General features: G+C 36.8%; 27 protein-coding genes. 17 read left to right on the forward strand and 10 right to left on the reverse strand.

What is annotated here, in order from left to right; translation table 11 throughout:
- Positions 1-102: IS3 family transposase (locus AC1DCY_RS08805; RefSeq protein ID WP_477349455.1), on the forward strand; the 102-nt coding region annotated here is incomplete at its 5' end.
- 71 nt (positions 103-173) lie between these two features.
- Here AC1DCY_RS08805 and AC1DCY_RS08810 read toward each other — a convergent pair.
- The 4 genes from AC1DCY_RS08810 to AC1DCY_RS08825 all read right to left on the reverse strand — a co-directional run bounded on the left by AC1DCY_RS08810 (position 174) and on the right by AC1DCY_RS08825 (position 2,241).
- Positions 174-626: a hypothetical protein gene (locus AC1DCY_RS08810; RefSeq protein WP_477349281.1), complete on the reverse strand. Its 453-nt coding sequence runs from the start codon at positions 624-626 to the stop codon at positions 174-176.
- Positions 627-839: 213 nt separating this feature from the next.
- Positions 840-1,274 (reverse strand): hypothetical protein, encoded by a 435-nt coding sequence (locus AC1DCY_RS08815; RefSeq protein ID WP_477349283.1) that lies wholly within the window; start codon positions 1,272-1,274, stop codon positions 840-842.
- 22 nt (positions 1,275-1,296) lie between these two features.
- Positions 1,297-1,689, reverse strand: a complete 393-nt coding sequence (locus AC1DCY_RS08820; protein WP_477349285.1) for an alpha/beta fold hydrolase — start codon at positions 1,687-1,689, stop codon at positions 1,297-1,299.
- A gap of 3 nt (positions 1,690-1,692) precedes the next feature.
- Complete coding sequence (locus AC1DCY_RS08825) at positions 1,693-2,241, reverse strand: MarR family winged helix-turn-helix transcriptional regulator (protein WP_477349287.1); 549 nt, start codon at positions 2,239-2,241, stop codon at positions 1,693-1,695.
- Positions 2,242-2,686: 445 nt separating this feature from the next.
- Here AC1DCY_RS08825 and AC1DCY_RS08830 point away from each other — a divergent pair, with 445 nt between their 5' ends.
- Together AC1DCY_RS08830 and recQ are read left to right on the forward strand one after the other, a co-directional pair.
- Entirely contained in the window at positions 2,687-3,847 is a 1,161-nt protein-coding gene (locus tag AC1DCY_RS08830; protein WP_477349289.1) for a TcaA NTF2-like domain-containing protein, read from the forward strand.
- Positions 3,848-3,855: 8 nt separating this feature from the next.
- Complete coding sequence (recQ, locus tag AC1DCY_RS08835) at positions 3,856-5,625, forward strand: DNA helicase RecQ (protein ID WP_477349291.1); 1,770 nt, start codon at positions 3,856-3,858, stop codon at positions 5,623-5,625.
- A 63-nt stretch (positions 5,626-5,688) separates the two neighbouring features.
- Here recQ and AC1DCY_RS08840 read toward each other — a convergent pair whose 3' ends face one another.
- Both AC1DCY_RS08840 and AC1DCY_RS08845 read right to left on the reverse strand, forming a co-directional pair.
- The gene (locus tag AC1DCY_RS08840) at positions 5,689-6,036 is read right to left on the reverse strand and encodes a VOC family protein (RefSeq protein ID WP_477349293.1); all 348 of its coding nucleotides are present in this window, start codon (positions 6,034-6,036) and stop codon (positions 5,689-5,691) included.
- Between the two features lie 999 nt (positions 6,037-7,035).
- The gene (locus AC1DCY_RS08845) at positions 7,036-7,944 is read right to left on the reverse strand and encodes a LysR family transcriptional regulator (RefSeq protein ID WP_477349295.1); all 909 of its coding nucleotides are present in this window, start codon (positions 7,942-7,944) and stop codon (positions 7,036-7,038) included.
- Between the two features lie 175 nt (positions 7,945-8,119).
- On the opposite strand from AC1DCY_RS08845, the gene AC1DCY_RS08850 reads away from it, so the two are divergent.
- The 5 genes from AC1DCY_RS08850 (at position 8,120) to AC1DCY_RS08870 (ending at position 14,427) form a co-directional block, all read left to right on the forward strand.
- Entirely contained in the window at positions 8,120-9,295 is a 1,176-nt protein-coding gene (locus AC1DCY_RS08850; RefSeq protein WP_477349297.1) for an acyl-CoA dehydrogenase family protein, read from the forward strand.
- 68 nt (positions 9,296-9,363) lie between these two features.
- Positions 9,364-10,941, forward strand: coding sequence for a class I adenylate-forming enzyme family protein (locus tag AC1DCY_RS08855; protein WP_477349299.1), 1,578 nt, complete (start codon positions 9,364-9,366; stop codon positions 10,939-10,941).
- A gap of 199 nt (positions 10,942-11,140) precedes the next feature.
- Positions 11,141-12,376, forward strand: a complete 1,236-nt coding sequence (locus AC1DCY_RS08860; protein ID WP_477349301.1) for an MFS transporter — start codon at positions 11,141-11,143, stop codon at positions 12,374-12,376.
- A gap of 372 nt (positions 12,377-12,748) precedes the next feature.
- Complete coding sequence (locus AC1DCY_RS08865; RefSeq protein ID WP_477349303.1) at positions 12,749-13,933, forward strand: serine hydrolase domain-containing protein; 1,185 nt, start codon at positions 12,749-12,751, stop codon at positions 13,931-13,933.
- 104 nt (positions 13,934-14,037) lie between these two features.
- On the forward strand, positions 14,038-14,427 hold the full coding sequence (locus tag AC1DCY_RS08870; RefSeq protein WP_477349305.1) for a YidH family protein: 390 nt from the start codon (positions 14,038-14,040) through the stop codon (positions 14,425-14,427).
- A 133-nt stretch (positions 14,428-14,560) separates the two neighbouring features.
- Here AC1DCY_RS08870 and msrA read toward each other — a convergent pair whose 3' ends face one another.
- Positions 14,561-15,085 (reverse strand): peptide-methionine (S)-S-oxide reductase MsrA, encoded by a 525-nt coding sequence (msrA, locus tag AC1DCY_RS08875; RefSeq protein WP_477349307.1) that lies wholly within the window; start codon positions 15,083-15,085, stop codon positions 14,561-14,563.
- A gap of 175 nt (positions 15,086-15,260) precedes the next feature.
- Between msrA and AC1DCY_RS08880 the strand changes: the two genes are divergently transcribed.
- Positions 15,261-16,211, forward strand: a complete 951-nt coding sequence (locus AC1DCY_RS08880) for an LCP family protein (RefSeq protein ID WP_477349309.1) — start codon at positions 15,261-15,263, stop codon at positions 16,209-16,211.
- A gap of 64 nt (positions 16,212-16,275) precedes the next feature.
- Positions 16,276-17,475: an AI-2E family transporter gene (locus tag AC1DCY_RS08885; protein ID WP_477349311.1), complete on the forward strand. Its 1,200-nt coding sequence runs from the start codon at positions 16,276-16,278 to the stop codon at positions 17,473-17,475.
- A 395-nt stretch (positions 17,476-17,870) separates the two neighbouring features.
- Here the strand turns inward: AC1DCY_RS08885 and AC1DCY_RS08890 are convergent, their stop codons facing one another.
- Positions 17,871-18,839: a helix-turn-helix transcriptional regulator gene (locus tag AC1DCY_RS08890; RefSeq protein ID WP_477349313.1), complete on the reverse strand. Its 969-nt coding sequence runs from the start codon at positions 18,837-18,839 to the stop codon at positions 17,871-17,873.
- Positions 18,840-19,034: 195 nt separating this feature from the next.
- Here AC1DCY_RS08890 and AC1DCY_RS08895 point away from each other — a divergent pair, with 195 nt between their 5' ends.
- The 4 genes from AC1DCY_RS08895 (at position 19,035) to AC1DCY_RS08910 (ending at position 21,574) form a co-directional block, all read left to right on the forward strand.
- Complete coding sequence (locus AC1DCY_RS08895; RefSeq protein ID WP_477349315.1) at positions 19,035-19,514, forward strand: hypothetical protein; 480 nt, start codon at positions 19,035-19,037, stop codon at positions 19,512-19,514.
- A gap of 371 nt (positions 19,515-19,885) precedes the next feature.
- Positions 19,886-20,362, forward strand: a complete 477-nt coding sequence (locus tag AC1DCY_RS08900; RefSeq protein ID WP_477349316.1) for a GyrI-like domain-containing protein — start codon at positions 19,886-19,888, stop codon at positions 20,360-20,362.
- A gap of 321 nt (positions 20,363-20,683) precedes the next feature.
- Complete coding sequence (locus AC1DCY_RS08905; RefSeq protein ID WP_477349318.1) at positions 20,684-21,064, forward strand: hypothetical protein; 381 nt, start codon at positions 20,684-20,686, stop codon at positions 21,062-21,064.
- A 39-nt stretch (positions 21,065-21,103) separates the two neighbouring features.
- Positions 21,104-21,574 (forward strand): NUDIX hydrolase, encoded by a 471-nt coding sequence (locus tag AC1DCY_RS08910; protein ID WP_477349319.1) that lies wholly within the window; start codon positions 21,104-21,106, stop codon positions 21,572-21,574.
- A gap of 30 nt (positions 21,575-21,604) precedes the next feature.
- Here AC1DCY_RS08910 and AC1DCY_RS08915 read toward each other — a convergent pair whose 3' ends face one another.
- Positions 21,605-22,780 carry an aminotransferase class I/II-fold pyridoxal phosphate-dependent enzyme gene (locus AC1DCY_RS08915; RefSeq protein WP_477349321.1) on the reverse strand — a complete coding sequence of 392 codons (1,176 nt, stop codon included), beginning with the start codon at positions 22,778-22,780 and terminating at the stop codon, positions 21,605-21,607.
- 259 nt (positions 22,781-23,039) lie between these two features.
- Here AC1DCY_RS08915 and AC1DCY_RS08920 point away from each other — a divergent pair, with 259 nt between their 5' ends.
- On the forward strand, positions 23,040-23,855 hold the full coding sequence (locus tag AC1DCY_RS08920) for a hypothetical protein (RefSeq protein ID WP_477349323.1): 816 nt from the start codon (positions 23,040-23,042) through the stop codon (positions 23,853-23,855).
- Between the two features lie 46 nt (positions 23,856-23,901).
- Here AC1DCY_RS08920 and AC1DCY_RS08925 read toward each other — a convergent pair whose 3' ends face one another.
- Positions 23,902-24,696, reverse strand: coding sequence for an enoyl-CoA hydratase/isomerase family protein (locus AC1DCY_RS08925; protein WP_477349325.1), 795 nt, complete (start codon positions 24,694-24,696; stop codon positions 23,902-23,904).
- Positions 24,697-25,039: 343 nt separating this feature from the next.
- On the opposite strand from AC1DCY_RS08925, the gene AC1DCY_RS08930 reads away from it, so the two are divergent.
- On the forward strand, positions 25,040-25,915 hold the full coding sequence (locus AC1DCY_RS08930; protein WP_477349327.1) for a tyrosine-type recombinase/integrase: 876 nt from the start codon (positions 25,040-25,042) through the stop codon (positions 25,913-25,915).
- A gap of 103 nt (positions 25,916-26,018) precedes the next feature.
- Positions 26,019-26,603, forward strand: coding sequence for a hypothetical protein (locus tag AC1DCY_RS08935; RefSeq protein ID WP_477349329.1), 585 nt, complete (start codon positions 26,019-26,021; stop codon positions 26,601-26,603).
- Positions 26,604-26,770 lie beyond the last annotated feature (167 nt).

The following is a 26,770-nucleotide window of genomic DNA, read 5'->3' on the forward strand; positions in this document are numbered from 1 at the left end:
CAACAAGCGATTGAGGATTATATCCAGTTTTACAATAACGATAGATACCAAGAACGATTAAACGGCTTAAGCCCATTAGAATACAGGGCTAAAGCCGCTTAAAAGCTTTTTATTATTTCCACTGTCTACTTGACAGGGAGCAGTTCATTCTTCCTTAAAAGGGGGCATTTCTATTATTTATTATCTTCCTCTTTTTTTATCAAACTTTCTATAAGTTTGTAGAAATCGCTATTACTCATTTCGTAGTTAATGTAATATCCTACATCTTCATTTTTAGTGGTAAAAATGATTGTTTTGCCGTGGCCGTTTAAATATAAGTTGTAAATATCATCTTTCGTTGATGTTGTTAGCAAATATCCAGAATCAAATGGTAAATCTTTTTTTGAAGTGCGATGTAATTTTAAATTCTTTAATGCTTGCACGATAGTGTCTTTGTCTTCTTTTTCAAAAATGTATTCAAGTTTTGTGTCACCAACATCTTTTGCTCTTATAGAATCAACCGCATTGTAATCTAAAGTGGTTAGGATATCGGTAACTGATTTTTCTTTATATTTGTTGTATTGAAAGATTGAAAATGCAATTCCTACTACCATGATAACACCAATGGTGATAAGTATTTTTTTCATTGGATTTATACAACTCCATCCCTTTGTTTTTTTATAAGTTTATGATATTGGAAGAAAGTTTTAAACTCTTTTAAACAAGTCGAACATCTAGAAATGCTCTAGAGGCTTTTATTCATGCTGTGATGTTGGCCATGTGGTGAGGCAAGCAATGGCAGTATGGGTACTCCCCAAAAACTTCGTTTTTGACTTGGGAAAATTAATAAAGAGGAATAGTTATTTAAAAAAATCACTATCGTTGACGATGGCATAGTTTTCATCGGTGCTAGTAACAGTCAGCGACTTTTTATCTGAAACAAGATACATTGTGTAACCTGTATTTAATGAGATGGTGATTCGATAATCGTAATCAACTGGATTTAGGGTTGTTTTATCAAATTTTGCCTTCTGAAAAGCTTGTATAAGCCTTTTTTGCGTTTCTTCTGGAATTTCAATTTGTGTATATAAATCTTCTTTGTCTGTATCAACGGTATGAATGGTTATAGTTGGATTTTCAACATTAAAGTCAGCGTTCTCTAATACATCTGTTGCAGAGTAGCTTTGGTCTTTCTTTGCAATTAAAACTTTTTTATCATTAGCCTTTTCTATTTGTTCCTTCATTTTTTCATAAGCAACACGCTCATTTTCAAGAAAGGAGACAACTTGTGCCACGCCGATATAATAAGCAATGTCTTCAGGATATTGCTGAATAAATATATATACTTCCTAAAATAGTGCCCCAAGACCTTCCGAGTAAAACGATCTTTTCCTTATTATATTTCTGCTTTAAATATTGAATAATTCCATATAAATCTTCTAGCATGACATCAATTGTAGGGTACTTATCGGGGTTTTTAGTAAGCGTTTTTCCAGCACCACGCTGATCCCAATGTACAATCGTAAAAATTTCTTCTAATTTATCTTGAAAAGCATGGGCAAAAAGAGATTCAACACTACCAGGACCACCATGTAAATAAAGTAATACTGGGTTATCATAATTAGTACCTGAATGAAATAAATAATGATTTACATCGTTAACCGAGACAAATTCTTCAATATTAATTAATTTCTCGGATTTATTTTTCATTTCTCATTCTCCCTCTTTATGATTTCTTCGTCTTTCAAACTCCTTTAAAACTTTCAACTGAACGTCATTTTGATTTTCATCCATTGTCAAGTTACTGTGCTCTTCAAAACCATCTTGTTCTTCACCATCAAAACTATATAACTTCTTTAATAGATCCCACATTGTCTCTAGGTCATTAGTAGAAAAATTTTTAAAAAGATCCGCTAAAAAATATGTTCCTTTTTCTCCTGCCTCTAACGCAACTTGTTTACCAAACTCAGTAATCGTAGTGTTGACCGCACGTTTATCATGCTGACTAGGGGCAATTTCAACGTATCCTTTGTTTTTCATAGTAGTTACTAGTTGTTTTACATTCTGTTTAGTGGTTCCTAGTTTTCTTGCGATATTGTTGAATGATGCTTGATCTTCAGGTAAATGAGCAATAGCTAAGATAACCATAAATTGTCTAGATGTTAATTTTTCTAAATATTGATCAGATTGTACTTGAATTTTATTGCCAACAGAAAAAAGGGCTGAATATATTTGTTGCATTAGAAATAAGTCATTGTTCATAAAGATGTCCTTTCTTATAGACAATACATTGTCTAAAATCATCATAACAAAATGGACAATGTATTGTCTATAAAATTAATGAACGGTCGATTTGTGAGAAGACTTCTTTTTTTAATAACATTTTAACCGCAAATTATAAGCCATTTTTCATAGCAAACCTAAAAAAGAGACGTTTTTTATAGGTATAACGGATTGAGTAAAAGGTGAGGGCAATATTTTTGTAACAATTAATCTTAAATAATATTATTATGTAAACTTGAAACGTATAGTAACCTTGTTTATGATAGTAAAGAAAGATGTTTATCTTACATTCAGAACAGGAAGTCTTCACCTCTATTGGTGATGTGATGAATGTGGGGTGAGGTTTCTTTTTGGCGGGTGTACAAATATCCGCTGAGATAGAGGAACTCAGGCTATGAACTTCACATCTTGTGTGAATGCTTGAGTGACCAACATCGTGCCTTATGCAGAGGCAGATTTGATAGAAAGTTTTGGTGAACGTATGCGGAAAAAGATGCTCATTCTTGGAGCAACAGCTTTATTATTAACGGGCTGTGAAAATGAAACATTGGCAGAGGTGTTTCATACTAAAAAGACCGATGTGAAATCGGAAAAGGCTGTGACAAAGCAGCTAGAAAAAATTGTACCGGAAGTAAAAGTAGTGGGGGAGAACGGAATTGGTGCAGGAGTCATTATAAAAAAAGAAGACGCTAAGCTCTATATTTTGACAAATGGTGCACTCGTAGCGTCAAAGCCAGCTGCTCTCGTACAATTTAATAATGATAAACTTTTAGAAGCCGATGTGCACTATATATCTACAGCTTATAATATCGCCATTTTAGAGGTATCATATAACGCATCCGTTAAGATGCCGACCATTTATAATGGTGAATTAAATCAGTTAGCTGTTTATGTCGATAGCTTACCGCATATCATTAAAAAATATAGTGACAGTGTAGCAGCTTATTACATAGATGCAGAAAAAAATACACTTATAGGGAGCCCGGTTCTAGAAGCAGAAAATGGTGAACTTGTGGGCATCTATTTTAAACGCAAGCAAAACGGTGTATCACAGCCATTTATATTGCCATATAAAGATATTGAACAGTTATTAGATGAACGAATCTCAGGTAATATGAAGACAGATGATCGACTAACTCAATCCAAAAACTTATATCCATATATAGAACAGGGCGATAAAGAAGCAGTTCAGCAAGCTATTGAGCAATATGGAAAGAACATTTTTGCTTATAATGCCGACGAAATAAAACTGTTTTTAGATACATTTCATAAGCATTTAAAAGCAGCTGTTGAGATTCAAGATGCTAGCGTCATGAAACCTTTCGCAGGTACTGACGATTTACAAGGCACATTGGATAACATGGTTGCATACTATGCCTCGAAGCAAGCGAAAATTCATTTTACCAATCTGTCGATTAAAAACATCAGCATGAAAGGACAAAATATTGTTGTTCGTGCTAAATCAGAATATGTACTAACAAATTCTGCTGGTCAAGAGGCACTTGCGAACTCTATGATGGTATATGAAATAAATAAAAATGAACAGGGCGAGTATAAACTTATTCGTCTAACAACTGAGGAGTGAAAAGTTGGATGGAGCAAGCGAGACAAATGCTACAACATCATTTTGGCTATGATTCATTTCGCAATGGACAAGAACCAATTATTGAACAAACATTACGAGGTCAATCAAGTCTGTGTGTGATGCCAACTGGCGGAGGTAAATCAATATGCTATCAAATTCCGGCACTCATGCTAGATGGCCTCACAGTCGTCATATCTCCTTTAATTTCTCTTATGCAAGATCAGGTAGAAGCATTACGTGCAGCAAATATTCCGGCCGCGTATATAAATAGTACCTTAACCGTGCAGGAAGTGAATGAAACGATACAGCTTGCGAGTGCTGGCTATATAAAGCTTCTTTATATAGCGCCAGAGCGATTAGAAAGTGCAACATTTTTACAGGTATTATCGAATTTATCTGTCCCTTTGCTTGCTGTGGATGAAGCACACTGTATATCCCAGTGGGGTCATGATTTTAGACCAAGTTACCGAGCAATCCAAAAATTATTTACATTGTGGCCGCAAAAGCCAACTGTCTTAGCACTTACAGCAACAGCTACACCAGCTGTTTGTGACGATATTAGACAATTATTAGATATTGATGAGCAATCAACTGTAATTACCGGCTTTTCGCGCGATAACTTAGCATTCTCTGTGTTAATCGGTGAAAACAAAGAGCGCTACATTAAAAATTATTTAATGAAAAATAAAAATGAAGCGGGCATTATTTATGCAGCTACACGAAAGGCTGTAGACGCAATCTATGAGCTTTTAAGTCGCTCGGGCGAAGCTGTGGCAAAATACCATGCAGGACTGTCAGAGGACATGCGTACGTCAGAGCAGGAGCGCTTTTTAAAAGACGAGGCGCGCATTATGGTAGCTACCAATGCATTTGGTATGGGTATTGATAAGAGTAATGTACGCTTTGTTATTCATTATCAAATGCCGCGCAATATGGAGAGCTATTATCAAGAAGCGGGACGTGCAGGTCGGGATGGCTTGCCAAGTGCTTGTATTTTGCTGTATGCATCAGGTGATGTTCAAACCCAACGCTTTTTAATTGAACAGTCGCAGGATGAAACACGAATTGCGCAGGAATTAGCGAAGCTGCAAACAATGGTTGATTATTGTCATACAGAAGGCTGCTTACAAAATGCCATCTTAACGTATTTTGACGACGAAGCAGGCACGCCTTGTAGTCGTTGTAGTAATTGTAATGATGGACGGGAAGTTAAAGATGTGACGGTAGATGCACAAAAAGTGTTAGCCTGTGTCGTAAGGATGGGGCAAAAATTTGGTAAGACGATGGTGGCCCAAGTGTTAATTGGCTCCAAAAACCAAAAGGTCGCTGAATTTGGCTTTGCAAGGCTGTCTACCTATGGCATTTTAAAAGGCCAATATTCCTTAAAGGATGTTTCAACCTTTATTGAGTTTTTAATTGCTGAGGGCGTACTTGCCGTTAAACATGGCACGTTTCCAACCATCTATGTATCAGAGGAAGGCAAAGAAGTTCTAATGGGGAATCGACAGGTCATGAGAAAAGAAGCTGTTACTGTGCGCAAGCTTGTTGACAATGATCCTCTATTTGAGCATTTACGATTATTACGTAAAGAGATTGCAGATGAAGAAAAGGTACCACCATTTGTTGTATTCTCTGATAAAACATTACGTGATTTATGTGACAAAAAACCGAAGGAGCTAGAAGACTTACGTCATGTAAGTGGTATTGGTGAAGTAAAATTTGAAAAATACGGCGAGCGTTTCTTCGATGCTCTACAGTCTTTTTTGAAAACAGTTTAAAAAGGAAGTGCCTAATTCAAATGAATGAGGCACTTCCTTTTATTCGCTAAGTATTACAACCCGCTATTTCTCCCAAAGCTCGATTAGTCGTCCTTCAGGATCTTTAATCCAAATAAACTTTCCAAACTCACTTATCTCTATGTTCTTTTCAAGAGGTACACCAACATGTTCAAGATGCTTAATCATCTCGTTTAGATCATGTACTTGGAAATTTAACATCACTTGTTGTTCTGTTGGAAAATAACTATCATCTTCGGTAAAGAAAGAAAAGATCGTCTCATTTCCTAATTCGGGTTTAATCATAGTCCCATTCCAATTCTCTATTTCAAGCTTTAACACGTCACTGTACCATTTTTTGATAACATCAAGATTTTTAGTTCTCCAAAATATTCCTCCAACACCTTTTATCATCGTATTTAACTCCTGTCCGTCTAAAAATTTTTGTTTTCGAATTAATGTTAAGTTCCTTCTTCAAATTTTAGCATAAATATCCATTAAAAAAATCACTTCAAAGAAAAACTAAAGAGGTGATTGTAGTATCGAAACAAAAATAAAAACCCGGGAATATATCCCGGGCATGATTCTCACTTACTTATAGTGCTCCATGACACACTGCCTCGCTTCCGCATTGATCTTAAATTTTTAAGACAACTGTGCTTAAGCTTCATTCAGCTTTGATGGTCCTTCTGAGTTACCGGTCAATCCCACTCATCGGGTTAACCCTCCTTGTCATTGGATTTGGAAGTGAAATCTTTAATAGTATAGATCGTTAATTATTTTTTATACACGTTAATTAAAAAAGATTACATCAAAGAATAACTAAAGTAGTGAATTTTATAATTTCAAACGATTAATCATTTTTACAAAGCTATAGTACAAAAAAAAATAACCCGGAATATTAATATTCCGGGCATGATTCTCACTTACTTATAGTGCTCCATGACACACTGCCTCGCTTCCGCATTGATCTTAAATTTTTAAGACAACGGTGCTTTAGCTTCATTCAGCTTTTGATGGTCCTTCTGAGTTACCGGTCAGCCCCACTCATCGGGTTAACCCTCCTTGTCATTGGATTTGGAAGTGAAATCTTTAATAGTATAGACCGCTTATTATTTTTTATTCACTTTTTTAAAAAAAGTTTCGACTTAAAGGAGAGCGACATTTAATTATATGCTTCAAAATAGCAAAAAGCTTACGGTTATATAAATGATTGATTTTTTAAACTAACGATTATCCGTATAAGAAAATAAAAAAATCGAATCCATTGCGGTGAAAATTCAACTTTTTAGTATAAAATCTTTACTTTCCTAAATTGCAATCTTAAGTTCGGTATAGAGCTGTTATTTCGTCTTTGTGAAACTGTCCATTCAGAAATGCGTTTTTAATATCATTAAATTATTTTGTAATACGTTATTCTAACTTGGAAATATTAAATTTGAGGTATTTTAAAAATTCTCGAGCTGCCAAAGAAAAATGCTTTTTCTTTGATCGTACCCATCCGAAAGATCGTTGATGAGATTCGAAATTTATTAATGGAATAGGAATAATATCTCCACTATTAACATAATGATCATCTTTTAGTGCTATATCCATCAAAAAGCTTATCGCTAAACCATCTGCAACTGCCTTTTTAATGACTTCGGTATTGTTAGAGGTAAATAAAATATTCATTGGTCCGTATTTATTCATAAATAAAGAAATGGAATCTTTCCATATAACCCCATCATACATCACTATTGTTTCATTTATTAACTCCTCAGGCGTTATATAATCACTGAATGCGAATGGAGAGTGTTTGCTGACACATACCATGATTTTTCCCTCTAATAAGGCTTCGAAAATCAACTCTTCATGTGCATTCCAATCGATTTCATCGAGCATAGCTAATCCGATGTCAATCCTTCCTTGGATAACATCTTCAATAATATTCGGTGATTTTTTTTCTGTCATAAGAATGCGAAAGGTAGGATAGTCTTTTTTAAAGTTTGTTAACGTTCCAAGTAAAATTGGTAGGAAAAAGCTTGGACTTGCCGATAAATTTAATTCTCCGTTTATTAATGAGGCTTGCTCGTGCGCTTCTTCATGTATTTCTTCAAGTTTAATGACAATTTCATACGCTTTTTTAAGAATGTTTTTACCCTCTGCTGTCGGCAGGGCTCCTAACCGTGAACGTGTAAACAATTGAATGCTTAATTCTTGCTCTAAACTGGTAATTGCCTTACTAATGGTAGATTGAGAAACATGAAGATTCTGGGCAGCGACGGAAATCGAACGTGTTTTAGCTACTTCAACAATATATTTTAATTGCTCTAAATGCACAATGTTACCTCCTCTTTATATGAATTTGGTTCAAGTTTATATGATATATTACCATTTTACTTTACTCGTAGCCATATATAAAATAACCATTAAGAATATTATAACTATTCTGAAAATCAAATAATTGAAACCGCTTTCTAATCTAGGAAGAATGTGTTTTGGAAAGGAGTAAAGTATGCATGGAACAGTACAAATCGAGAATATTCAACATTTAAAAGAGAGGTTACTTGAGTTCATATACAACGAGTTGTTACCGTTTGAAAGTGAACATGAAATTGATTCAGAACAAGAGATTCCAATGGAACACATTAAATGGGTCAGAAAACGATCAAAGGAGCTCGGGTTTTATGGCATCAACCTTCCAAAGGAGGTAGGGGGACAGTCACTTAGCCTAAAAGGGCTATGTATCTTAAAAGAAGAACTGGCAAAATCAGGGGCGGCTTTATGGGGGCATGTTTTAGGTGAAATAGGGGGACCTTTACGCATTGGTCAGATGTTAAAAATATTTACTCCGGATCAAATAACAAAGTATGTAATGCCAGTGATTAATGCTGAAGCGGGATGTTGTTTTGCACTAACAGAACCTGAGGCAGGATCCGACGCCCGTGCTATTCAAACCACGGCAGTACGCGAAGGTGATAACTATATATTACATGGTAAAAAGCATTTTATTAGCGCTGCTCCATATGCAGATTGGGCTATTGTATTGGCGAAGGAAGTTGTGGAGCCAGCTAGTGAAAGAGTAACTGCTTTTATTGTAGAGAAACAATTAGAGGGTAGCCCAGGTTTTGAATTAGGAAACATTCAGGTTCCAATTTCCGGAGAACGGAGCACAGCTGAGCTAATCTTTAATCATTGTCGAGTACCATCTGCCAATATTCTCGGTCAACCGGGCAAGGGGTTGATGTTGGGACTTAGCAGAATAAATGAAAATCGGGCCTCTTGGGGCGCTACATACATTGGGGTAGCACAACGTCTATTAGACTTATCTATCGGTCATGCTAAGCAGCGGATCCAGTTCGGACGACCAATTGGAGATTTTCAAGCCATTCAACACATGTTAGCGGAGATGGCGACTGAAATATACGCGGCACGTTGCATGCTCTACGATGTGATTGAAAAGATTGACCACGGTGAAGATCTAAGAGAAAGTGCATCGATGGTTAAGTTGTATTCATCTGAGATTGCTAATCGAGTTGCCGACAATGCTGTTCAAATCTTTGGAGGACAAGGGTTAATGAAGGGGCACCCTGTCGAGAAAATGTACAGGAACGTACGGATGTTTAGGATTTTGACTGGTACATCTGAAATTCAAAAAAACATGATTGCTAAGGAATTACTGAATAAATAAAAGAAAAAGAATAATTCATTCTATTATAAAATCGAGGTTTTATATTTTACTAGAGAAAGGAAGTTTTCATGGATACATTAACTTTTCAGGGTTTTCTATTCAATAGTATAAATAAATTTGATTACCAGCCAGCACTTACTTGTGTTGATACAAATGAAACGATCACTTACAGGGAATTACGGGTTAAAGCTGAGGCGGTAGCAAGCCAGTTAATACGACTAGGCATACAAACCGGAAGCCGTGTTGCAATACTAATTCCGAATAGTATTGAAAATGTCGTTTATAATCTTGGTGTAAGTCGTTTTGGGGCAACAGTCGTCCCATTAAATGATAAGTTGGGCGTTAAAGAGATCGAGTTTATCTTAAGAGATGCAGAGCCCCAAGTGGTCATTATGGCAACTCAGAAACATGTAGAAAGTGTCCTTAACTATCAAAAAGAAGAAGGCCAAAGCACTGTAACAGTTATTGGTCTGCCAGGCTTTGGTGTCGAATACCCAGATGAATTTTATTGTATTGATGTAGATGATAATAAAGGCAGCGTAGCGTTCCATGTTGCCTCATTAGATGATTTGGCAATCATATCTTATACCGGTGGTACAACAGGGACGCCAAAAGGGGTCATGCACTCTCAACGGGGGTTTGGTGCATCACTCATGGCTTCATGTATGGAATATCCTTACGATGATCAAGACAAGGTTTTGTTCTGTACACCCATTATTCATGCTGCAGGAGTGTTACTACAAAGGTCATTAGCATCTGGATGTCATGTATATATCATGAAGGCATTTCATCCAGAAGTATTTATGCAGATTGTGCAAACAGAACGGATTACAAGTACTTTTGTGGTTCCAACTATTATTTACCGATTGATAGATGAGGCCAAGAGAAGAAGCTATGACATTAGCTCATTGCGTAATATAAATTATGGTTCATCGCCCATCTCTTTAGAACGTTTAAAAGAAGCACTTGAAATCTTTGGGCCTATTTTTAGACAGCAGTATGGGATGACTGAATGCAGTATTGTCATTGCGAGACTTACAAAAAGCGACCATCTCTTTGCGTATGAGAACAATCTTGATGTGTTAAAGAGCTGCGGAAAACCGTGTATGTTCACTCAAATTCGCTTGGTTGACGATAATGGACGAGACGTGAAACCATTACAACCGGGGGAGATTACTGTCAAAACCCCTTCAGTCTCCGTTGGTTATTACAAAAGACCAGAATTGACAGCAGAGGCATATCGGGATGGCTGGTTCTTTACGGGGGATATTGGGAAACTGGATGAACACGGATATCTTCATATTGTCGAACGTAAAAAGGATTTGATCATTTCTGGTGGTTTTAATGTATACCCTGCTGAAGTAGAAAGGATCGTGAATCAGCATCCTAAGGTGGCGATGAGTGCTTGCATAGGAATACCGCATAACGATTGGGGTGAAGCAGTCTGTATATATGTTGTACTGCGTAACGGTGAAACTTGTATGAAGGAAGAATTAATCGAGTTTTGTAAAGAACGTACTTCTTCTTATATGGTTCCAAAAGAGGTCTTTTTTGAGACGTCCTTACCGTTAACAATGGTAGGGAAGATTGATAAGAAAGAACTAAGAAAACCTTTCTGGGAAGGAACGGCACGTTTGGTGAATTAGAAAAATGCAAAATGGTAGCAGTTTATTCCGATAATAGCTCTTACTAGAATTCAGTTGGTGTTTTTTGTGAAATCGAGAATGCAATGGAGTCACTTATAAATTTTAAAAATTTTGTTTAGTATGCTGATGATTACGACCCTTAAGGAATGCCGACAAGGGTACGAATCATATAGCGATACTTTAAAAGGAGTGAATAAAAATGCAAGTAGATGCTGCTAATAAAAAGCGTAAATCCATTATTATCATTTTACTATTTATTGGGATGGTATTAAGTTATATTGATAAAACATCAATGAACGTAGCCATCATTCCAATTCAAAACGCTTTGGACCTTAATTCTTTTGAATCAGGTTTAGTTTTAAGTATCTTCTTTTTCAGCTACGCTGTGATGCACCCAATAGGGGGATGGCTTACCGATAAGTATGGTGCACGAAATGTGCTGGTTTTTTCCATCTTAGGATTTTCGCTTTTTACGGCACTTACAAGTCTTGCCTGGTCATTTATCTCACTACTTTTAATACGTTTCCTATTTGGTATAGCGGAAGGCAGTGTCTTTCCTGCCAGTATGAAATCGATTGCTGACAACTTTGGCGAAAATGAAAGAGGAAGGGCCAGTTCATTCTTTCTTTCTGCACAAACTGCAGGTGGTGTGATAGGTTCCGTAGCAATAGGTATTTTGTTGGTTTCCTTTGAGTGGAGGTGGATGTTTGTTAGCATTGGGATTTTAGGAGTTTTTATTGCATGGGCAACTTGGATTTATCTAAAATCTCCAGAAGATCAGCGAATAACTAATAAGGAACAAAATAAAAAGAAGGTTCCTTACAAAATGGTATTTAAAACCGATAATTTTTGGAAATTTTTCTTTACAAAATTTTTTTCGAATATCGTGAATTGGGGAATGATTACCTGGATGCCTTCTTATTTGGTAAGTAAAGGTTTGGACTTGTTATCTGCAAGTGTCTTGATGGCCATCCCCTATGTTGCTTCCTTTATTATGTTTAATGTAAGCGGTTTGATTTTAGATAAATATATGGCTGGAAGAGAAAAATACCTAGCAATGGGAGGATTACTATCTTCTAGTGTCTTTCTATATTTGATGTTTAATGCAACATCTGTCTCTCTTGGCATTGTTTATTTGACTTTCAATGCTATCTCCATCTCGTTTATCGGAACTTCATTATACACGATGATTATTAAGTATTCAGGTAAGGAATTAACTGGTTCTGTGACAGGATTAGTTTCCTTTGGTGGACAGATTGCTGGGGGGATCTCACCAATGGTCATTGGGTTTGTTCTTACTATTTTCAACGGATCTTATACGGCTGTTTTTTGGTTTTTAATCGCTTCTGCACTGGCTGGGGCAATTGCTGCAATAACAATTAATAATAAAGGTAAAGAATCAAAAGAAGATATGCTTATAGAGCCTACTTTTTAACTTCTTTCAGCAAATGTTTTGGTAGCGAAAGCGAAGCGTCAGCTACAAATGTTTTGGTAGCGAAAGCGAAGCGTCAGCTATAAATGTCTATTGTATCCAAAGCGTAGCGACAGATACAGAAGTCTCCCACCTCCAATAGGTGGTGAGATGAATGCGGATTTTTACTTTTCAGCGGGTGTCCCAAACCTGCTGAAAGAAGTTAAAGCCTCCGGCGGATGTCACGGAATCGGAAAGGAGTTCATAAAGGATGTTAGCCTAAAATCATCGCATCCATGCGATAACGGCTAACTGACCTGCATCCTGCAGGCCTAAGTACAAGCCGATTCTGGACGCAATTATGCCGAGGCAAAATTGATTGAAGGAGAGTTTGTCATGCAGAATTTAACAACAAATAAAATGCAAGCTTTTCCGCCAAATTCAGCGGATATCGTGACGAAGGATAATTGGTTTACTTCAAAAAAAAATTTGCAAGGGTATTGTCATAGCGGTGAACTGAGTCCTTGCCGTATTATCTGGAGAGGAAGCCAGAAACCTACCACATTATCATATGCTAACGATCCATTAAATCTAGCGAATATATACGTAAATAAGGATGAAAGTGTGTTAGCGTATCTTGAAAGAACGAATACAGATGCTTTTTTAGTGTTATATAAAGGAAAAATTATGTATGAGAATTATTTTAATGGGTATAAATCGTATCAGCCTCATGCATTGAACTCTGCTACAAAGTCATTTGTCGGGTTGATTGTTAGTTTATTGGTTGATGAAGGGGTTTTGGATTTAAATCAAAAGGCATCCTTTTATATTCCTGAATTAAAAGGGACAGGACTTGGTGATGGAACTGTTCAGCAATTGCTTGATATGCAAGTTCCTGTGAAATATATGGAAGCTAACACGCCAATGGGAATTGGCCGTGGGACACCAATTTTTATTGCATCTGGTTCAATGCCAAAACCGGATAACTATAATGGACCGGAAAATCTCTATGAATTTATGATATCAAGCAAAAAAGATATACAGCCCGGTACTGTATTTAAGTATGAAAATGGGCAAACAGAAACATTGGGCTGGATGATCAAACGCTTAACAGGAAAAAATTTAGCAGAATTAATTCAAGAATTTATATGGTCTAAATTGGGTGCAGAAGAAAATGCCTTCATGCACTTAGATCAAATAGGTACAGATATAGCAAGTGGCGGTATGCGAGCTACATTGCGTGATTTGGTACGTTTTGGTGATATGATGTGTAACGATGGTTACTATAATGGCCAACAAATTATTCCGGAGCATATAATTAGGGGAATTCAAAAAGGGGGGAACCCAAAATTTCTTGCGGAAAGTACCCATAATTATCTTTCTGGATTCTCCTATCATAATCAATGGTGGGTTAGCCATGATCGATATGGGGGATTTTCTGCTCGAGGCAAGTTTGACCAGCGAATTCATATAACATCAAAAGCTGATACAGTCATTGTAAAATTATCTTCTTATCATTCCCCTAAATCAGAAGGAACAGATGCGTATCAAGCGATAACAGAATTTTTAGTAAAGCAATAACATCAGAGCTGTTCATGAGGGCTGAAGCTTTTAAAGGGACTATCTAAGGGTTATGTTCACAAAATACGAGACTTTCAAAAAGGGATAGGGAAGGATTTTCGTTTATGGAGGCTTTAAATAAATGGACAGAAGAAATAGAAGATAGTGTAAAATATGCACAGCAGCATTTAGCAAATGAAAGAACGTATTTAGCTTGGATACGGACTAGCATATCTATTGTTGGAGTAGGATTTTTGACCACTTCTTTGCATTTTACGAATAATGTTAACTCGACTCATTATATTCATATCGTAGCCATATGTCTTGGCATCTTCGCCTGTATCATTGGTTTTATAATAGGCGTGTTGGCTACTTTTCAATATTCAAGGAAAAGAAAAGAAATCCAGCATGGTATATTTAATGCTTCGAATCGTTGTATTTTTATTATTTCTTGCCTTTTTTCCATCTTAATTTTCATTATTTTTATGTATCTTTCTTTTTTATTATTTCTGTAAGCTATTCATAGCGTGCTGTACGAGGAAAACGGCTATTTAATGAGGTAGTATATAAACATAAAAACACGTATTTTGACTAAACATCATTCAAAATACGTGTTTTTTAGTTTGCTATATACTTTCAATGAAGGAATTACTCTTTATCCCAATGCTCAACGATGAACTGATCTCGACCAGAAAGCGCACGGTCCTTCTGATAATGCTCAGACTCTTTTTTATAAAAGTCCTGATGATAATCTTCTGCAGGATAAAAGTACTTGGCGTCGCGAATTGTGGTTACAATAGGTTTATCAAAGCGACCACTTTTTGCTAGCTTTTCCTTGGATGCTTCTGCAATGCGCTTTTGCTCTTCTGAATAGGTAAAGATTGCTGTCGTATATGATTCACCACGGTCATGGAATTGACCATATGCATCCGTTGGGTCTATTTGCATCCAGTAAATATCAAGGAGCTGCTCATAACTAAAAACGCTAGGGTCGAATTCAATTTCGACTACTTCTAAATGACCAGAAGTACCTTTTTTGACATCCTCATAAGTTGGGTTCTCTAAATGGCCACCCATGTAGCCCGAAGTGACTTTATGTATACCATCCCATTCAACAAATGGTTTTACCATACACCAAAAACAACCGCCAGCAAACGTAGCTTTCTCGATCATGTTCATCATCCTTTCTTTCGTGAAAATATTATAGCATTATTTTGTTCATTACTGGCAAATTAGGTGTAAAATAACCTATAAGTAGTTGTTGATAGGATCCGTAACATCATATAAAATGAACCTTTCTTTATGTGGAATCGTTACATTACTATAAAAAATAGAGGAGTTAACAGTTATGGAAGAGCAAGATTATTCAAGACGCTCGCAGCGCCCCCAAAAACGTCGCTTGCGTAAAGTGAGAGCATTTTTCACATTGCTATTACTTTGTGTCATCGTGATTGCAGGTTATTCCGTTATGCAATATCGAAGTGGACTCAAATTGGCAAGTGATACAAAGGTAGATCAAGAGGATTTCGCCGGTGATACAGTAAAAGGCGATGTTGAAAACTATTTATTATTAGGGGTAGATTCTCGTGGTGAAGAAAAATCACGTACAGATACAATGATGGTTTTATCGTGGAATAAAAAAACAAATGATATGAAGCTCGTGTCACTCATGCGAGATATTTATGCAGAGATTCCAGGTTATAAATCCTATAAACTTAACACGGCTTATTATTTAGACGGTGTTCAATTATTAAAAGATACGATCGGCAATATGTTTGGCCTACCAATTCATCATTATGCAATTATTGATTTTAAAAATTTTGAATCACTTGTAGATATTTTAGCGCCAAATGGAGTTGAAATCGATGTAGATAAAGATATGTCCGAAAATATTGGAGTTTCATTAAAACAAGGTGTGCAAAACTTAAACGGAAAAGAATTACTTGGCTTTGCTCGTTTCCGTCATGATGCTGAAGGGGATTTTGGTCGGGTAGCGCGTCAGCAAAAGGTAATTGAAGCCTTAAAAAATGAAGTTTTATCACCTCGAAATATGTTGAACTTACCAAAATTTGTCGGTGCAGCACAAGGATATATTACAACGGACTATTCATCAGCAGAAGAGGTTCAACAAGTGCTGAAAATGGTGTCAAAAGGTAAAGTCAAAATTGAAAAAACAACTATTCCAATTGAAGGTAGTTATAGCTTCAGAAACATTAGTGGTGTCGGTGATTCAATTATTATTGATGTAGAAAAAAATAAAGAGTTTTTACGTAATTTTTTAGGCATTTCCCTAGAGTGATTTTTCGCAAAATCCAACATTATCCTGTACTATATTGATAAAGGATTTGTAATGGGGTGAGTCGATGGAAAAAGAAAGGCCAAAAGAGCGTTCAAATTTCTTTTCAACAAAGTTTATTCGCTTTTTAGGTGGTAAAAATTTATTTTTTACACTGATTATTTTATTATTGCTAGCATGTGTTATTTTCATGTTCCAAAAAGTTTCCTTTATATTTACCCCGCTTAAAGTTTTATTTGAGGTAGTTATTCTGCCAGGGGTACTGGCCAGTATTGGGTATTATTTATTACGTCCAATAGTAGGGCTTTTCGAAAGATGGCGTATCCCAAGAGTTTGGGGTATCTTTCTACTATATATTATTCTGATCGGCATAATAACGTTATTAGTAGTTCTTGTCTATCCGTTTTTACGTGACCAGTTCACTAATTTAGTACAGGAATTCCCTGGGTATTTTATGGCGTTTACACAAAATATTGCTGATTTTTTTAACAATTCACGAATCAACGAGTACCTAGATAAAGTTAATTTAAACTATGATTCAATGGTTAAGAATTTTACTACGGATACGATGGAGACGGTAAAAAATACAGCTGCGAATTTAGCGCAAGGCGTGGCATCTGGTATTACCGGCTTCGTTTCAACGTTAACAGGAATTGTTTTATCATTAGTTACAGTGCCATTTATTTTATTTTACTTACTTAAAGATGGCGAAAAACTACCGAGCTTTATTTTAAAAATTTGCCCGCCACGTATACGTAAAGAAGTACACGAAATTTTCCATGACATGGACAAGCAAATTAGTTCCTATATTCAAGGACAAATTTTAGTGTCAATGTGTATAGGTGCCATGGTGACTATTGGCTTTTTAATTATCGGTATGAAATATGCCTTATTGCTAGGTTTTCTTGCTATGATCACGAGTGTGGTTCCATACTTAGGGCCAGTCATTGCCATTACGCCAGCGGTCATTATCGCTCTTGTAACATCACCATTCATGCTATTTAAGCTAGCCATTGTTTGGACGGTCGTACAGCTCATTGAAGGGAAGTTCATTTCTCCTCAAATTATGGGTAAATCACTTAGTATCCATCCAATTACAATTATTTTCGTGTTATTAACGGCTGGTTCTTTATTTGGCGTTCCAGGTGTCATTTTAGGGATCCCGGGCTATGCCATTATTAAAGTGCTTGTGACACATTTATTCAAGCTATTTAAACAGCGTTATAATCGTTACGAAGATGAGATTCATCAAAAATATGATGTGTAAGAAGAGACAGCTACTGTGAACGTGCAGTAGCTGTTTTTTTATCGAGCATAAATCTTTTGCTGCATCCAAGTTTAAAATTTATACTTGTAGAACTTAAAGGGGGAGGTGAATATTGGACAAGAACAAACGGGGCAAACAGCAGAAAATTGTGTTTAGATAACTTAACATTGAAAACCCTTCTAACAATTAAAGTTAGAAGGGTTTTCTAGTTGTCTATATGTTTATTTTTGTGAAGGTTAAACGATCAACAGCTTCTCGTAACATCATTTATTACTTGTAACTGCTTATAACTGTTTCAATCATAGTACTGTAACTGTTCCTTCTCTTGTTGAATGAGCTAATCTCAAACATACTCATATTTTCTTTAAAGACCTTTGTATTTTCTTAGATAAAACTCAAGAAAATCTTAAATTTGCTAAACGCTCTTCCAAAATCACGCGTAGCTCGTCAGGTATACGTTGAAACTCGACCCCTTTTCCCAAAAATAAAAGCCAATCCGCATAAAAATTCAGCGTCTCAACATTGGTTACATCCAGCTGAACATTGAAAATTCCGCTCGACTGAAACATCCCCGTAAAGGACAAAATAATCCCGGGCGGGTGCATACGCTTAAAGCGTTGAATCCCAGTCGTATCTAACTTCACAACAAGATTGGACTCCCGTGCACCAAGCAGTTTTTTGTTCAAAATCTCTTGCTCGGACCACTTCATCTCCTGCTCAGAAATTGCCGAATCCCTCAGCATTTCAACAGGCAAATAACGGAACTCATCCGTTTTAAAATCAAAAACCTCGACCAGCCACTGTGCGTTCGAGTTAAAAATATGCAACAAAAAAACGTCCATCAACTGGGACCAGCCAGGACTCAGCTCATAAGTCACGCGCAAATGCTTATCCCGCACAGCAAGCGAAATCAGCTGGTTCAGCTCCACAGGCGCCGCATCATCAAGCTCCAAAAGATTCGGATTGCCAGGATTTGTATTTTCGAAAAGCAAGATATTATTCAGCTCAATCAGCTCGTCTTGCTGAGTTTGCGACGCGATGCCGATAAGTTTTTCAGTGATTGAGCGGCGATTTTGCAGATAAGGCAGCTGCGAATTTTTCGAGGCGATAAAGCTGATAAAAATCGCCTTCAGCTCCTCTGGCGTGAAACGGACGGAAGGCAGATACTGATTTTGCAGGACATGATAGCCGCCACCACGCCCAAGCTCGGTCGTTAGCGGAAAACCCATCGCCTGAATCTCGTCAATGTCGCGGATTGCAGTCGCGCGGGAAATCTTAAACTCCCGCTGAATCTCGGCTATCGTAAAATGAGCGCGGTTATTGATGTAGCGCATAATAAGGTTCACTCGTTCTGTTTTTTTCATGATTTAATTGTATCAAAAATGTAGCAAAAAAAAAATGACAGTACTTACAGATTACATTTTATGATTGAAAATATGAATCAGGGGAAAAGTAAAAAAACTTTGCTTTTTTGATTTTCAATAAAGAGTATCATTTTTTGATACATTTAGAAAATAGAATCAATCTTGTAAAAAATAAATCCCAAAGGAGACAACAAAATGTCTAACTACTCAATCAAAACAATCTCAGAAAACTACAAAATGACTGCTTTCGGTGTTTCATTTGAAAACTTCAACGACTGGGCTGGTAATGCAGCAAAAACTGCAGCGAAAAAAGCTGAAATCACTGAAAACGGCAAGCTTGCCGAACTACTCACACTCGCTGATGGGCAAGAATATCAAATCAACTACGTTATCGACGGTAAGGCTTGGCGCGGCTTCGGTGTAATGGGTGAGTTCGACGTGGAAGGCTCGGTTGTCCTCGACTTCCTTGCTGGCGACTACATCGTCGTGCCTGGCACAGGCGCTGACAAAGACCGCCTTGATGACGAAATCACAGGCAAAGTTTTCGGTGGCATGATGCAAGAAATCACTGACTACAAATACGTTGGGCCAGGTAACTCAACATTCGTTAAAGCAGTTGAAAACGGTGAATTCTACGGCGAAATGTGGCTTCGTGCGGAAAAAGTCGAAGGCTAATCTCTATCAAGACCTTAATTTAAAAGGAAAATAATACTTGGAAAACTCGCAAAAATCATCATTGTTATTTTTACCATCGCTTGGGTCGCTTATCGTCTTACGTAAAAAACAGCGCGATAAGCTCAAGCCAATTTCCACACAATGAAGCTTTTCCATAGATTTGATAAAATAAAGAGGAAGTTTGCGCGGAGAAATTATGTACTCTTTGGACAAAAGTCTCTCAACATGATTCTGTCAACATTTTGGCAGAGTACAAACTGCAAGCTTTTGGTGGTAAAGAAGGCTTATTGCTTGACAAATTTGGGGTTCGTTGGCATTTTGTAGCGGCCCCTGACTCTTGGAAGTTAAACCTGGATAAAAGGAGCACTCACATGGCAGATTACACACTTGAACACAAAAAATCATTCACATTGACCGCTTATGGATTTTCAATACAGTCGGATTTCAAAGACATGCCAGCCATGCAAAAGGAAAAGGCTGAGTTTTGGGACGGACTCAAGGCTGACGGGCGTTTTGATAAGCTCAAAGACGCCGCAAAAGACGATCGGGAATGGTCAGTCAACGAGGTTTATCAAGGCAAACCGTGGAATTATTTCGCTGTAGAAGCTGGCAAATCAGTGGCTGACGCAACACGCATCATCGAGTTTCCAGAGAGCGAGTACATCGTGGTCGCAGGAAATGGCGACAAGGAAACTTTGTTTGATCAGCTGACATACCGTGCTTTTGGCGAAGTCTTGGCCAAAATCACTGACTATGCTTATATCGGCGGTCCAAATGCGACTTATCGCAAAGATAATGGCGACGGCACTTTCTACGGTGAATTTTGGGTGCCTGTGGTTAAAAAATAATAAGAAAAAATCCTGTGAAAACAGGATTTTTTTATTTTATCAAATGGTTGTAAAGATCCCCGAGCACCACCGATAAATGTTCTTCTTAAAGTGTAACATTTACGAATGTGATTAATATTGTCTCATTAAATTAGGCTAGTCCATTCTCTAATTATGAAGAAGTTGGCTTTTTTAATTTTCTTATCGTTGTAAATCCGTATTTTCCTGACGGGATCCATATAAGAATTGCTGAAGCAGTATCTATTTAAATTAAGCCTGCTGTAAAATAGGAGAGAGAAGGGGTTTGTGGATATTTGTTGAAAGTATACTAGGAGGTGTTTTATGAAAAAGGTGATATTAACAATCGGAATAATCATTTTCCTTGTTGGAGTATTTGTATTTTACAATAAACTTTATCTTCCTTCACTCCCTATAGAAAATATAAGTAAAAAAGAAGTTATAGAAAAAATAAATGATTCCGAGAAACAACTTGTTAAATTGTCGAACGAAAACGGTCAAGAATGGTATGTGATAAAGGAAAGAGATACATCTGTAGCTGATGAAATAATCAAAGAAATGCTTGATCAAAACGGTTGGACTTTCATACAAAAGGATGGTAATGGACTCTTCTTTGAAAGACATGGTGAAAATTTGATTGTAGCGACACAAAAGTGGACTCGAGACTATTTGTTAGTGAAAATACCAGTCAATTTTAATGAATAAGAGAGTTGAATAAGAACCTACGTATTAAAGGGGGATTTTATGGGATATATAAAAGATTTGCGTAAAGTAGTTGGAACCAGACCATTAATTATGTGTGGTGCTTGTTTATTGGTCATTAATAATCGTCAACAGGTTTTAATGCAGCTTCGGAAAGATAACGGGTGTTGGGGGTTAATTGGGGGATCGATGGAGCTGGGGGAAACATTAGAGGAAGTTGCCCATCGAGAATTATTTGAGGAAACAGGACTGAAGGCAAAAAATCTGAAATTGCTCAATACGTATTCTGGACAAGATTTTTATTATCAATATCCGCATGGTGATGAAGTTTATATCGTTGTTACAGCATTTGAATGTAAAGAATATAGTGGCACCCTCATGCATGATAAGGACGAGGCAACAATGTTACAATTTTTCTCTTTAGATGATTTACCCAAAAATATTAGTCCTCCTGATAGACCGATACTTGAGGATTACATAATTAGCTATAGCAAAAACCCTTCCAACCATTAAAGTTAGAAGGGTCTTATGTAGTTTATATGATTATTTTTGTGGTGTAACTTGCACTTGTGCTAAACGATCAACAGCTTCCTGTAACAATTCTTTTGGTTGTACTAGGGCTAAACGTAAATAACCTTGTCCAGCAGAACCAAATACTGTACCAGGGACTGTTACGATGCCAACTTGTTCAATTATTTTAAAAGCTAGCTCTGTGCAGTCAATATCGTACGGATATTTTGCCCAGACGAACATGCCACCGTCAGAAGGGGCTGCATCCCAACCTAATGCACGTAAGCCATTCATTAATGTTTTATGGCGTTCTGAGAAAGTTGCACGTAGGCTTGCTGTAATTTCCTCTGCGTTATCAAGAGCTACGACCGCAGCATCTTGAATTGGCTCGAAAATACCGAAATCTAAATTTGATTTTAATTGTTTTAAGATCGAAATCATCTCAGCATTACCTGCGATATACGCGATACGTGTACCAGCAAGGCTAAAGCTTTTCGATAAAGAGTTAATCTCCATCCCAACTTCTTTTGCTCCTGGAGTGGCTAGGAAGCTAATTGGGCCATCACCTGTAAAGTAGAATTCTGAGTATGCTGCATCATGTAAAACGATGATGTTATATTTTTTCGCAAAGGCAATGACTTTTTCAAAATAAGCTAATGAAGGCATTGCAGGCACCGGATTACCTGGTAAGTTTAAAATTAGTAGCTTTGCTTTTTGAGCAATATCTTCAGGAACAGTATCTAAGTCTGGTAAATAATCATTGTCAGCTGTTTGAGGCATATAGTAGGGAGTTGCTCCTGCGAGATGAATTCCTGCATCATAGGCAACGTAAGCTGGGTTTGTGGATAATACGATATCTCCTGGATCACAAAAAGCGATTGGTAAATGCACTAATCCTTCTTGAGAGCCAATTGTTTGAATGATTTCTGAAGCGGGATCTAAATCTACATTGCTACGACGTTTATAATAACGACTTACAGCTTCATAAAAACGTTGTGTACCTGTTAATGTATAGCCGTAGGATTCTGCTAAGCCTGCTCTATACGATAAATGCTCGCGAATTTTAGCATCAGGGGGTAGGTCTGGACTACCTAAGCTTAAGTCAATCATTTTCATGCCTTTCGCTTCCTGTAGCTTGGCATGATTTTTTAAATCTCCGAAAATTGCTGCTGTAAATAAAGACATTTTTTTAGATGGTACGATTTTCAAACTAGTACACTCCTTATAGTTCTATAACAGAATAGTAGTTCACATTTTATCATACTAAAGCACATAAAGGGAAAGTTATTCTGAAAAAAGAATATATTTCAATAATGAAGAAGATGTGTGCGTAGTCTAGCGAAAATAATTTAACTTCTGTCAGCTGTAGTCTCCCACCTCTATAGGTGGTGAAATGTTGGAAACAACATTCTATGACGGAAAAAGTGTTACGTTTCTGCTATCATGAAATGGAAAGGAGCTGTTTGTCATGAATGTTTATTCTTTAAGTGGTCCAAGTGGAACAGGAAAAAGTACAAGCGCACTTGTTTTCGCTCATAAAATCGGGGTAGAGGCTCTTATTGATGATGGTCTTCTCATTGTCAATGGTGTGAAAGTAGCTGGAATTTCTGCTAAATTTGAAAAAAATACGATAACAGCCGTTCGACGAGCTATTTTTACAGATGATACACACTGTGAGGATGTAAAAAAAGCACTTGATACATATAAGGTACAGTCAATTTTGCTAATCGGCACGTCCGATAAAATGACAAAAACAATAGCCCGACAGCTTGAGCTTGCTCCTATCGATACATATTACTATGTTGAGGATGTGCGTTCTCAAAAAGAAATTGCAAAAGCTCGCTTTATTCGCCAGACGCAGGGGAAGCATGTCATGCCAATACCGTACCGACAAGTCGAACAAAACTTTTTTAAACGACTCGTTCAAAAAGGGATGGAGATTTTCTCTACAAAGCGTGAAAAAATAGGGGAGACGACGATTGTTCGTCCTGATTTTCAACAAGAGTATATTGACATCGGTAGGCATGTTTACGTGCAGTTACTAACGTATTGTTGTGCAAAAGAGGATATTGTACACAAGGTTGAGCACGTACAATTCGTATTAAGTGATCTAGTGCAAGCTACGATTACCTTACAGCTAAAGCTACCCATTCATGATTCGATACCAGATCGCCTGTATGCATTACAAAAAACGATACAGGCAGAATTTCACCAACATTTTGGTTATGAATTAGATGCGATTCATCTCCACATTAAATCGGTAGTGTTAAAGCGAAAATTTTAACAAACAGGTACTCCATTCGCATGAAAGCGAGCAGAGTACCTGTTTGTTATTTTGATTGACGTGTAAAGTGAGGTTGACGTTTTTCTACAAAGGCACGGCAGCCCTCTTCAAAATCTTTACCAACAAACGGTGTTGAACCTTGCCATAATGTTGGAGCACTGTCCACGCATTCTTGTACAGATTTCTTTACAGCTAGTAAAGATTCAGGAGACATTCCTGCAACAAGTTTACCCATTCGAATCATGTATTTATTTAAGTCTTTTTCAGTTACTAAGTAGTTAAGCATGCCAAGCTTAAATGCTTCTTCAGCTTTAAACATACGACCAGTAAATACTAAATCCTTTGTTGTAGAAGGGCCAACTAGTTGAACTAAACGCTGTGCAAATTTGTTATTTAATGTGATACCTAATTTACCGACAGGGATACCGAGCTTTGCTTTTTCAGAGCCGATGCGTATATCACAAGCTAATGCAAGCTCTAAACCTGCTCCCATTGCGGGACCATTTATTACGCCAATCGTTGGAATCGGTAAACGCTCAATTGTGGAAATCGTTTTTTCCATATGTACAAATGCTTTTTCTGCTTTATCAAGGGAAATGGCGTTGAACTCTTTAATATCAGAGCCGGCCGTAAAGTTTTCACCAGAGCCGCGTAGAATCAATACTTTATTTTTCGGATTATCTAATACTTGTAGGGCAATTTTAGCTAATTGATCCCACATATTTGCTGTTAGCGCGTTTTTAGCCTGTGGGCGGTGGATCGTAATAATGGCTAGCCCGGCTGTTTCTTGATAAATAATTTTTGCGTCTTCTGCTTCAAGTCGAGTTGTTTTTACTTGCATACTTGAAAAGCCCCCTACATTTTATAGTTGATACACTTATTATATAACACAAATGGTGATAATCACTAAATTATACGAATTTTCATGTAAATAAGCCCTGTTATACAAGAATAGTGGCATTTTAAAGAAATTGTACTACAACAGTGAGAGTGAAATTACTATTGTAAGAAAGCAAAAGATATGAGACACTGCTAGCGGACCATTTGAACAGTGGAAGCAGGATAATGTATAAACACTACAGATTATCCGACATTACATTTTATATAAATTAATCATAAACGTACGCACCCAAAATATAGTAAACTAAATATAAAACACGCACAGTTTATAAGGAGGTAGCAAGATGAACACACTAGTGGACGCTTGGAACAGCTATTTATTACTTTTAAATTCTTTAAAGAAAAGTGCTGCTACTAAAAAGCAGTACAATATAGATGGACAGCAATTTTTAGCGTTTGCTCATGACAATAACTATTTGTATGTGGATCATCATTTAAAAGAATTGTTATTTGTATATAGTAATTATTTGAAAGAGACCTATACAAATGTCAACACATTTAATCATAAAATTGCTACATTACGAAGCTTTGTAGACTTTGTCTTTTTAAGAGAGTGGGTGGAGCCATTTGACTATGAGGGTATTTTAGAGCCAAAAAAGAGACAGAAAGAGGCTTTGACATTACTAACAAAGAAACAATTAATGCAAATTGCGAATGTCTGGCCAACTTATTTTCAATACGCTAAAACTATGGAGCATGCCTGGCTGGCAAGACGGAATGGCTGCATCGTCCAAATGCTTATGGAAACAGGATGTAAGCCAGCAGAGCTTGTACGTATGAAATGGTCTCATATTCATTTGGACTCATCGGTGGTTTACATTGCTAATCAAAATGGCCGTAGAGAAATAAAGCTTTCTCCAATAGTAATGGAAATGCTTGCGCACTATAAAGAGGCAACAGAGGAATTACATAAAGAAAAGGTAGGAGAATGGGTTTGGGTTAGCGACGCTAGTCAATCAAAAGCCATCTCAACAAAAACAATTGAGCGAATTTTCCGAACGATATCAAAGGATATCGGCACAAATGTGAGAGCCACTGATTTGCGCTACACCGTCATGCAAAAGGCATTTCAAAGTGAAAAAACAATCGAAAATATTCAGGAAAAGATGGGTTATGTACGAAAATGGGTGCTTACTGAAAGACAGGGGCGTTTTGAATAAAGATGGTTTTTCGTCTGTATTGGATTGTTATTAAGCGTGTACAAATTATTAATAATAATGGAAATTTGTGGACGCTTTTAAAAATTAATTAATGGAGGTTATCATGGATTACTTTAATAGTAAGGCATTTGAGGAACATAGAAAAAATACAAATAGCATATTAGAACAAATACCTTCTGCTAAAAGTCCAGTTGGTTGGACTTTTAAAGGTAATTTTAGTATTGGTGGTTTTGAATATTTCGGGTTTGATGAATCATCCGATTTATTACTTGTTGTATCTACTAATGGTAGAGGGATTATAGATTTAGCAAGAGCAGTAAGAATATCCCGAGATTATACCGATGACTTTGTTTTAGATGAAACTTTGTTAATTTGTGAAGGCTTCGACGTTTTAAAAGATAAATCGATTAAATTGGCAGGCAAGTATGGTGGGAGCATATTGCCAATCAGTAATAAATTCGGGGATTGTTTACAAAGAGTATCTCCTCTTTACCCTTGTGAAGATATAATTTATCAACCTGCGTTTGAGGACTGTTTGGTCGAAGGACACAATACAAATTGTGTTCGCATTTATAGAGGTTTTTTGTATTGCTATGGATTTTCATTTAGTGGAAATTATTTTGTAATTGCAGATGACAGCGGTATTTTATTTTGGGAGAGAAATTCAAATCTAACGTTTAAAATATGAAACTTTCATTACTTAAATAGATAATGAATAAATGTACTTAAAGTAAGGGAGGGCGATTGTTCAATTAGATCAATCGCTTCTTTTACTAACGGTGCAAGTTAGTTGAAGAAAAACGTCTGTTTTAATATTTAACAAAAAAGATAGGCGTACGAGCGAGAATAGGTAAT

This window comes from Lysinibacillus sp. 10T31 (assembly GCF_056394365.1).

Bases quoted from the DNA above. Each gene is read 5' to 3' on its own strand.
- AC1DCY_RS08880 (WP_477349309.1), top strand. From the start codon at position 15,261: ATGGAAGAGCAAGATTATTCAAGACGCTCGCAGCGCCCCCAAAAACGT.
- AC1DCY_RS08840 (WP_477349293.1), bottom strand. From the start codon at position 6,036: ATGATAAAAGGTGTTGGAGGAATATTTTGGAGAACTAAAAATCTTGAT.
- AC1DCY_RS08855 (WP_477349299.1), top strand. From the start codon at position 9,364: ATGGATACATTAACTTTTCAGGGTTTTCTATTCAATAGTATAAATAAA.
- AC1DCY_RS08820 (WP_477349285.1), bottom strand. From the start codon at position 1,689: ATGAAAAATAAATCCGAGAAATTAATTAATATTGAAGAATTTGTCTCG.
- AC1DCY_RS08870 (WP_477349305.1), top strand. From the start codon at position 14,038: ATGGAGGCTTTAAATAAATGGACAGAAGAAATAGAAGATAGTGTAAAA.
- AC1DCY_RS08860 (WP_477349301.1), top strand. From the start codon at position 11,141: ATGCAAGTAGATGCTGCTAATAAAAAGCGTAAATCCATTATTATCATT.
- AC1DCY_RS08865 (WP_477349303.1), top strand. From the start codon at position 12,749: ATGCAGAATTTAACAACAAATAAAATGCAAGCTTTTCCGCCAAATTCA.
- AC1DCY_RS08910 (WP_477349319.1), top strand. From the start codon at position 21,104: ATGGGATATATAAAAGATTTGCGTAAAGTAGTTGGAACCAGACCATTA.
- AC1DCY_RS08850 (WP_477349297.1), top strand. From the start codon at position 8,120: ATGCATGGAACAGTACAAATCGAGAATATTCAACATTTAAAAGAGAGG.
- AC1DCY_RS08905 (WP_477349318.1), top strand. From the start codon at position 20,684: ATGAAAAAGGTGATATTAACAATCGGAATAATCATTTTCCTTGTTGGA.
- AC1DCY_RS08890 (WP_477349313.1), bottom strand. From the start codon at position 18,839: ATGAAAAAAACAGAACGAGTGAACCTTATTATGCGCTACATCAATAAC.
- AC1DCY_RS08925 (WP_477349325.1), bottom strand. From the start codon at position 24,696: ATGCAAGTAAAAACAACTCGACTTGAAGCAGAAGACGCAAAAATTATT.
- AC1DCY_RS08920 (WP_477349323.1), top strand. From the start codon at position 23,040: ATGAATGTTTATTCTTTAAGTGGTCCAAGTGGAACAGGAAAAAGTACA.
- AC1DCY_RS08900 (WP_477349316.1), top strand. From the start codon at position 19,886: ATGGCAGATTACACACTTGAACACAAAAAATCATTCACATTGACCGCT.
- AC1DCY_RS08885 (WP_477349311.1), top strand. From the start codon at position 16,276: ATGGAAAAAGAAAGGCCAAAAGAGCGTTCAAATTTCTTTTCAACAAAG.
- recQ (WP_477349291.1), top strand. From the start codon at position 3,856: ATGGAGCAAGCGAGACAAATGCTACAACATCATTTTGGCTATGATTCA.
- AC1DCY_RS08895 (WP_477349315.1), top strand. From the start codon at position 19,035: ATGTCTAACTACTCAATCAAAACAATCTCAGAAAACTACAAAATGACT.
- AC1DCY_RS08935 (WP_477349329.1), top strand. From the start codon at position 26,019: ATGGATTACTTTAATAGTAAGGCATTTGAGGAACATAGAAAAAATACA.
- AC1DCY_RS08810 (WP_477349281.1), bottom strand. From the start codon at position 626: ATGAAAAAAATACTTATCACCATTGGTGTTATCATGGTAGTAGGAATT.
- AC1DCY_RS08930 (WP_477349327.1), top strand. From the start codon at position 25,040: ATGAACACACTAGTGGACGCTTGGAACAGCTATTTATTACTTTTAAAT.
- AC1DCY_RS08825 (WP_477349287.1), bottom strand. From the start codon at position 2,241: ATGAACAATGACTTATTTCTAATGCAACAAATATATTCAGCCCTTTTT.
- msrA (WP_477349307.1), bottom strand. From the start codon at position 15,085: ATGATCGAGAAAGCTACGTTTGCTGGCGGTTGTTTTTGGTGTATGGTA.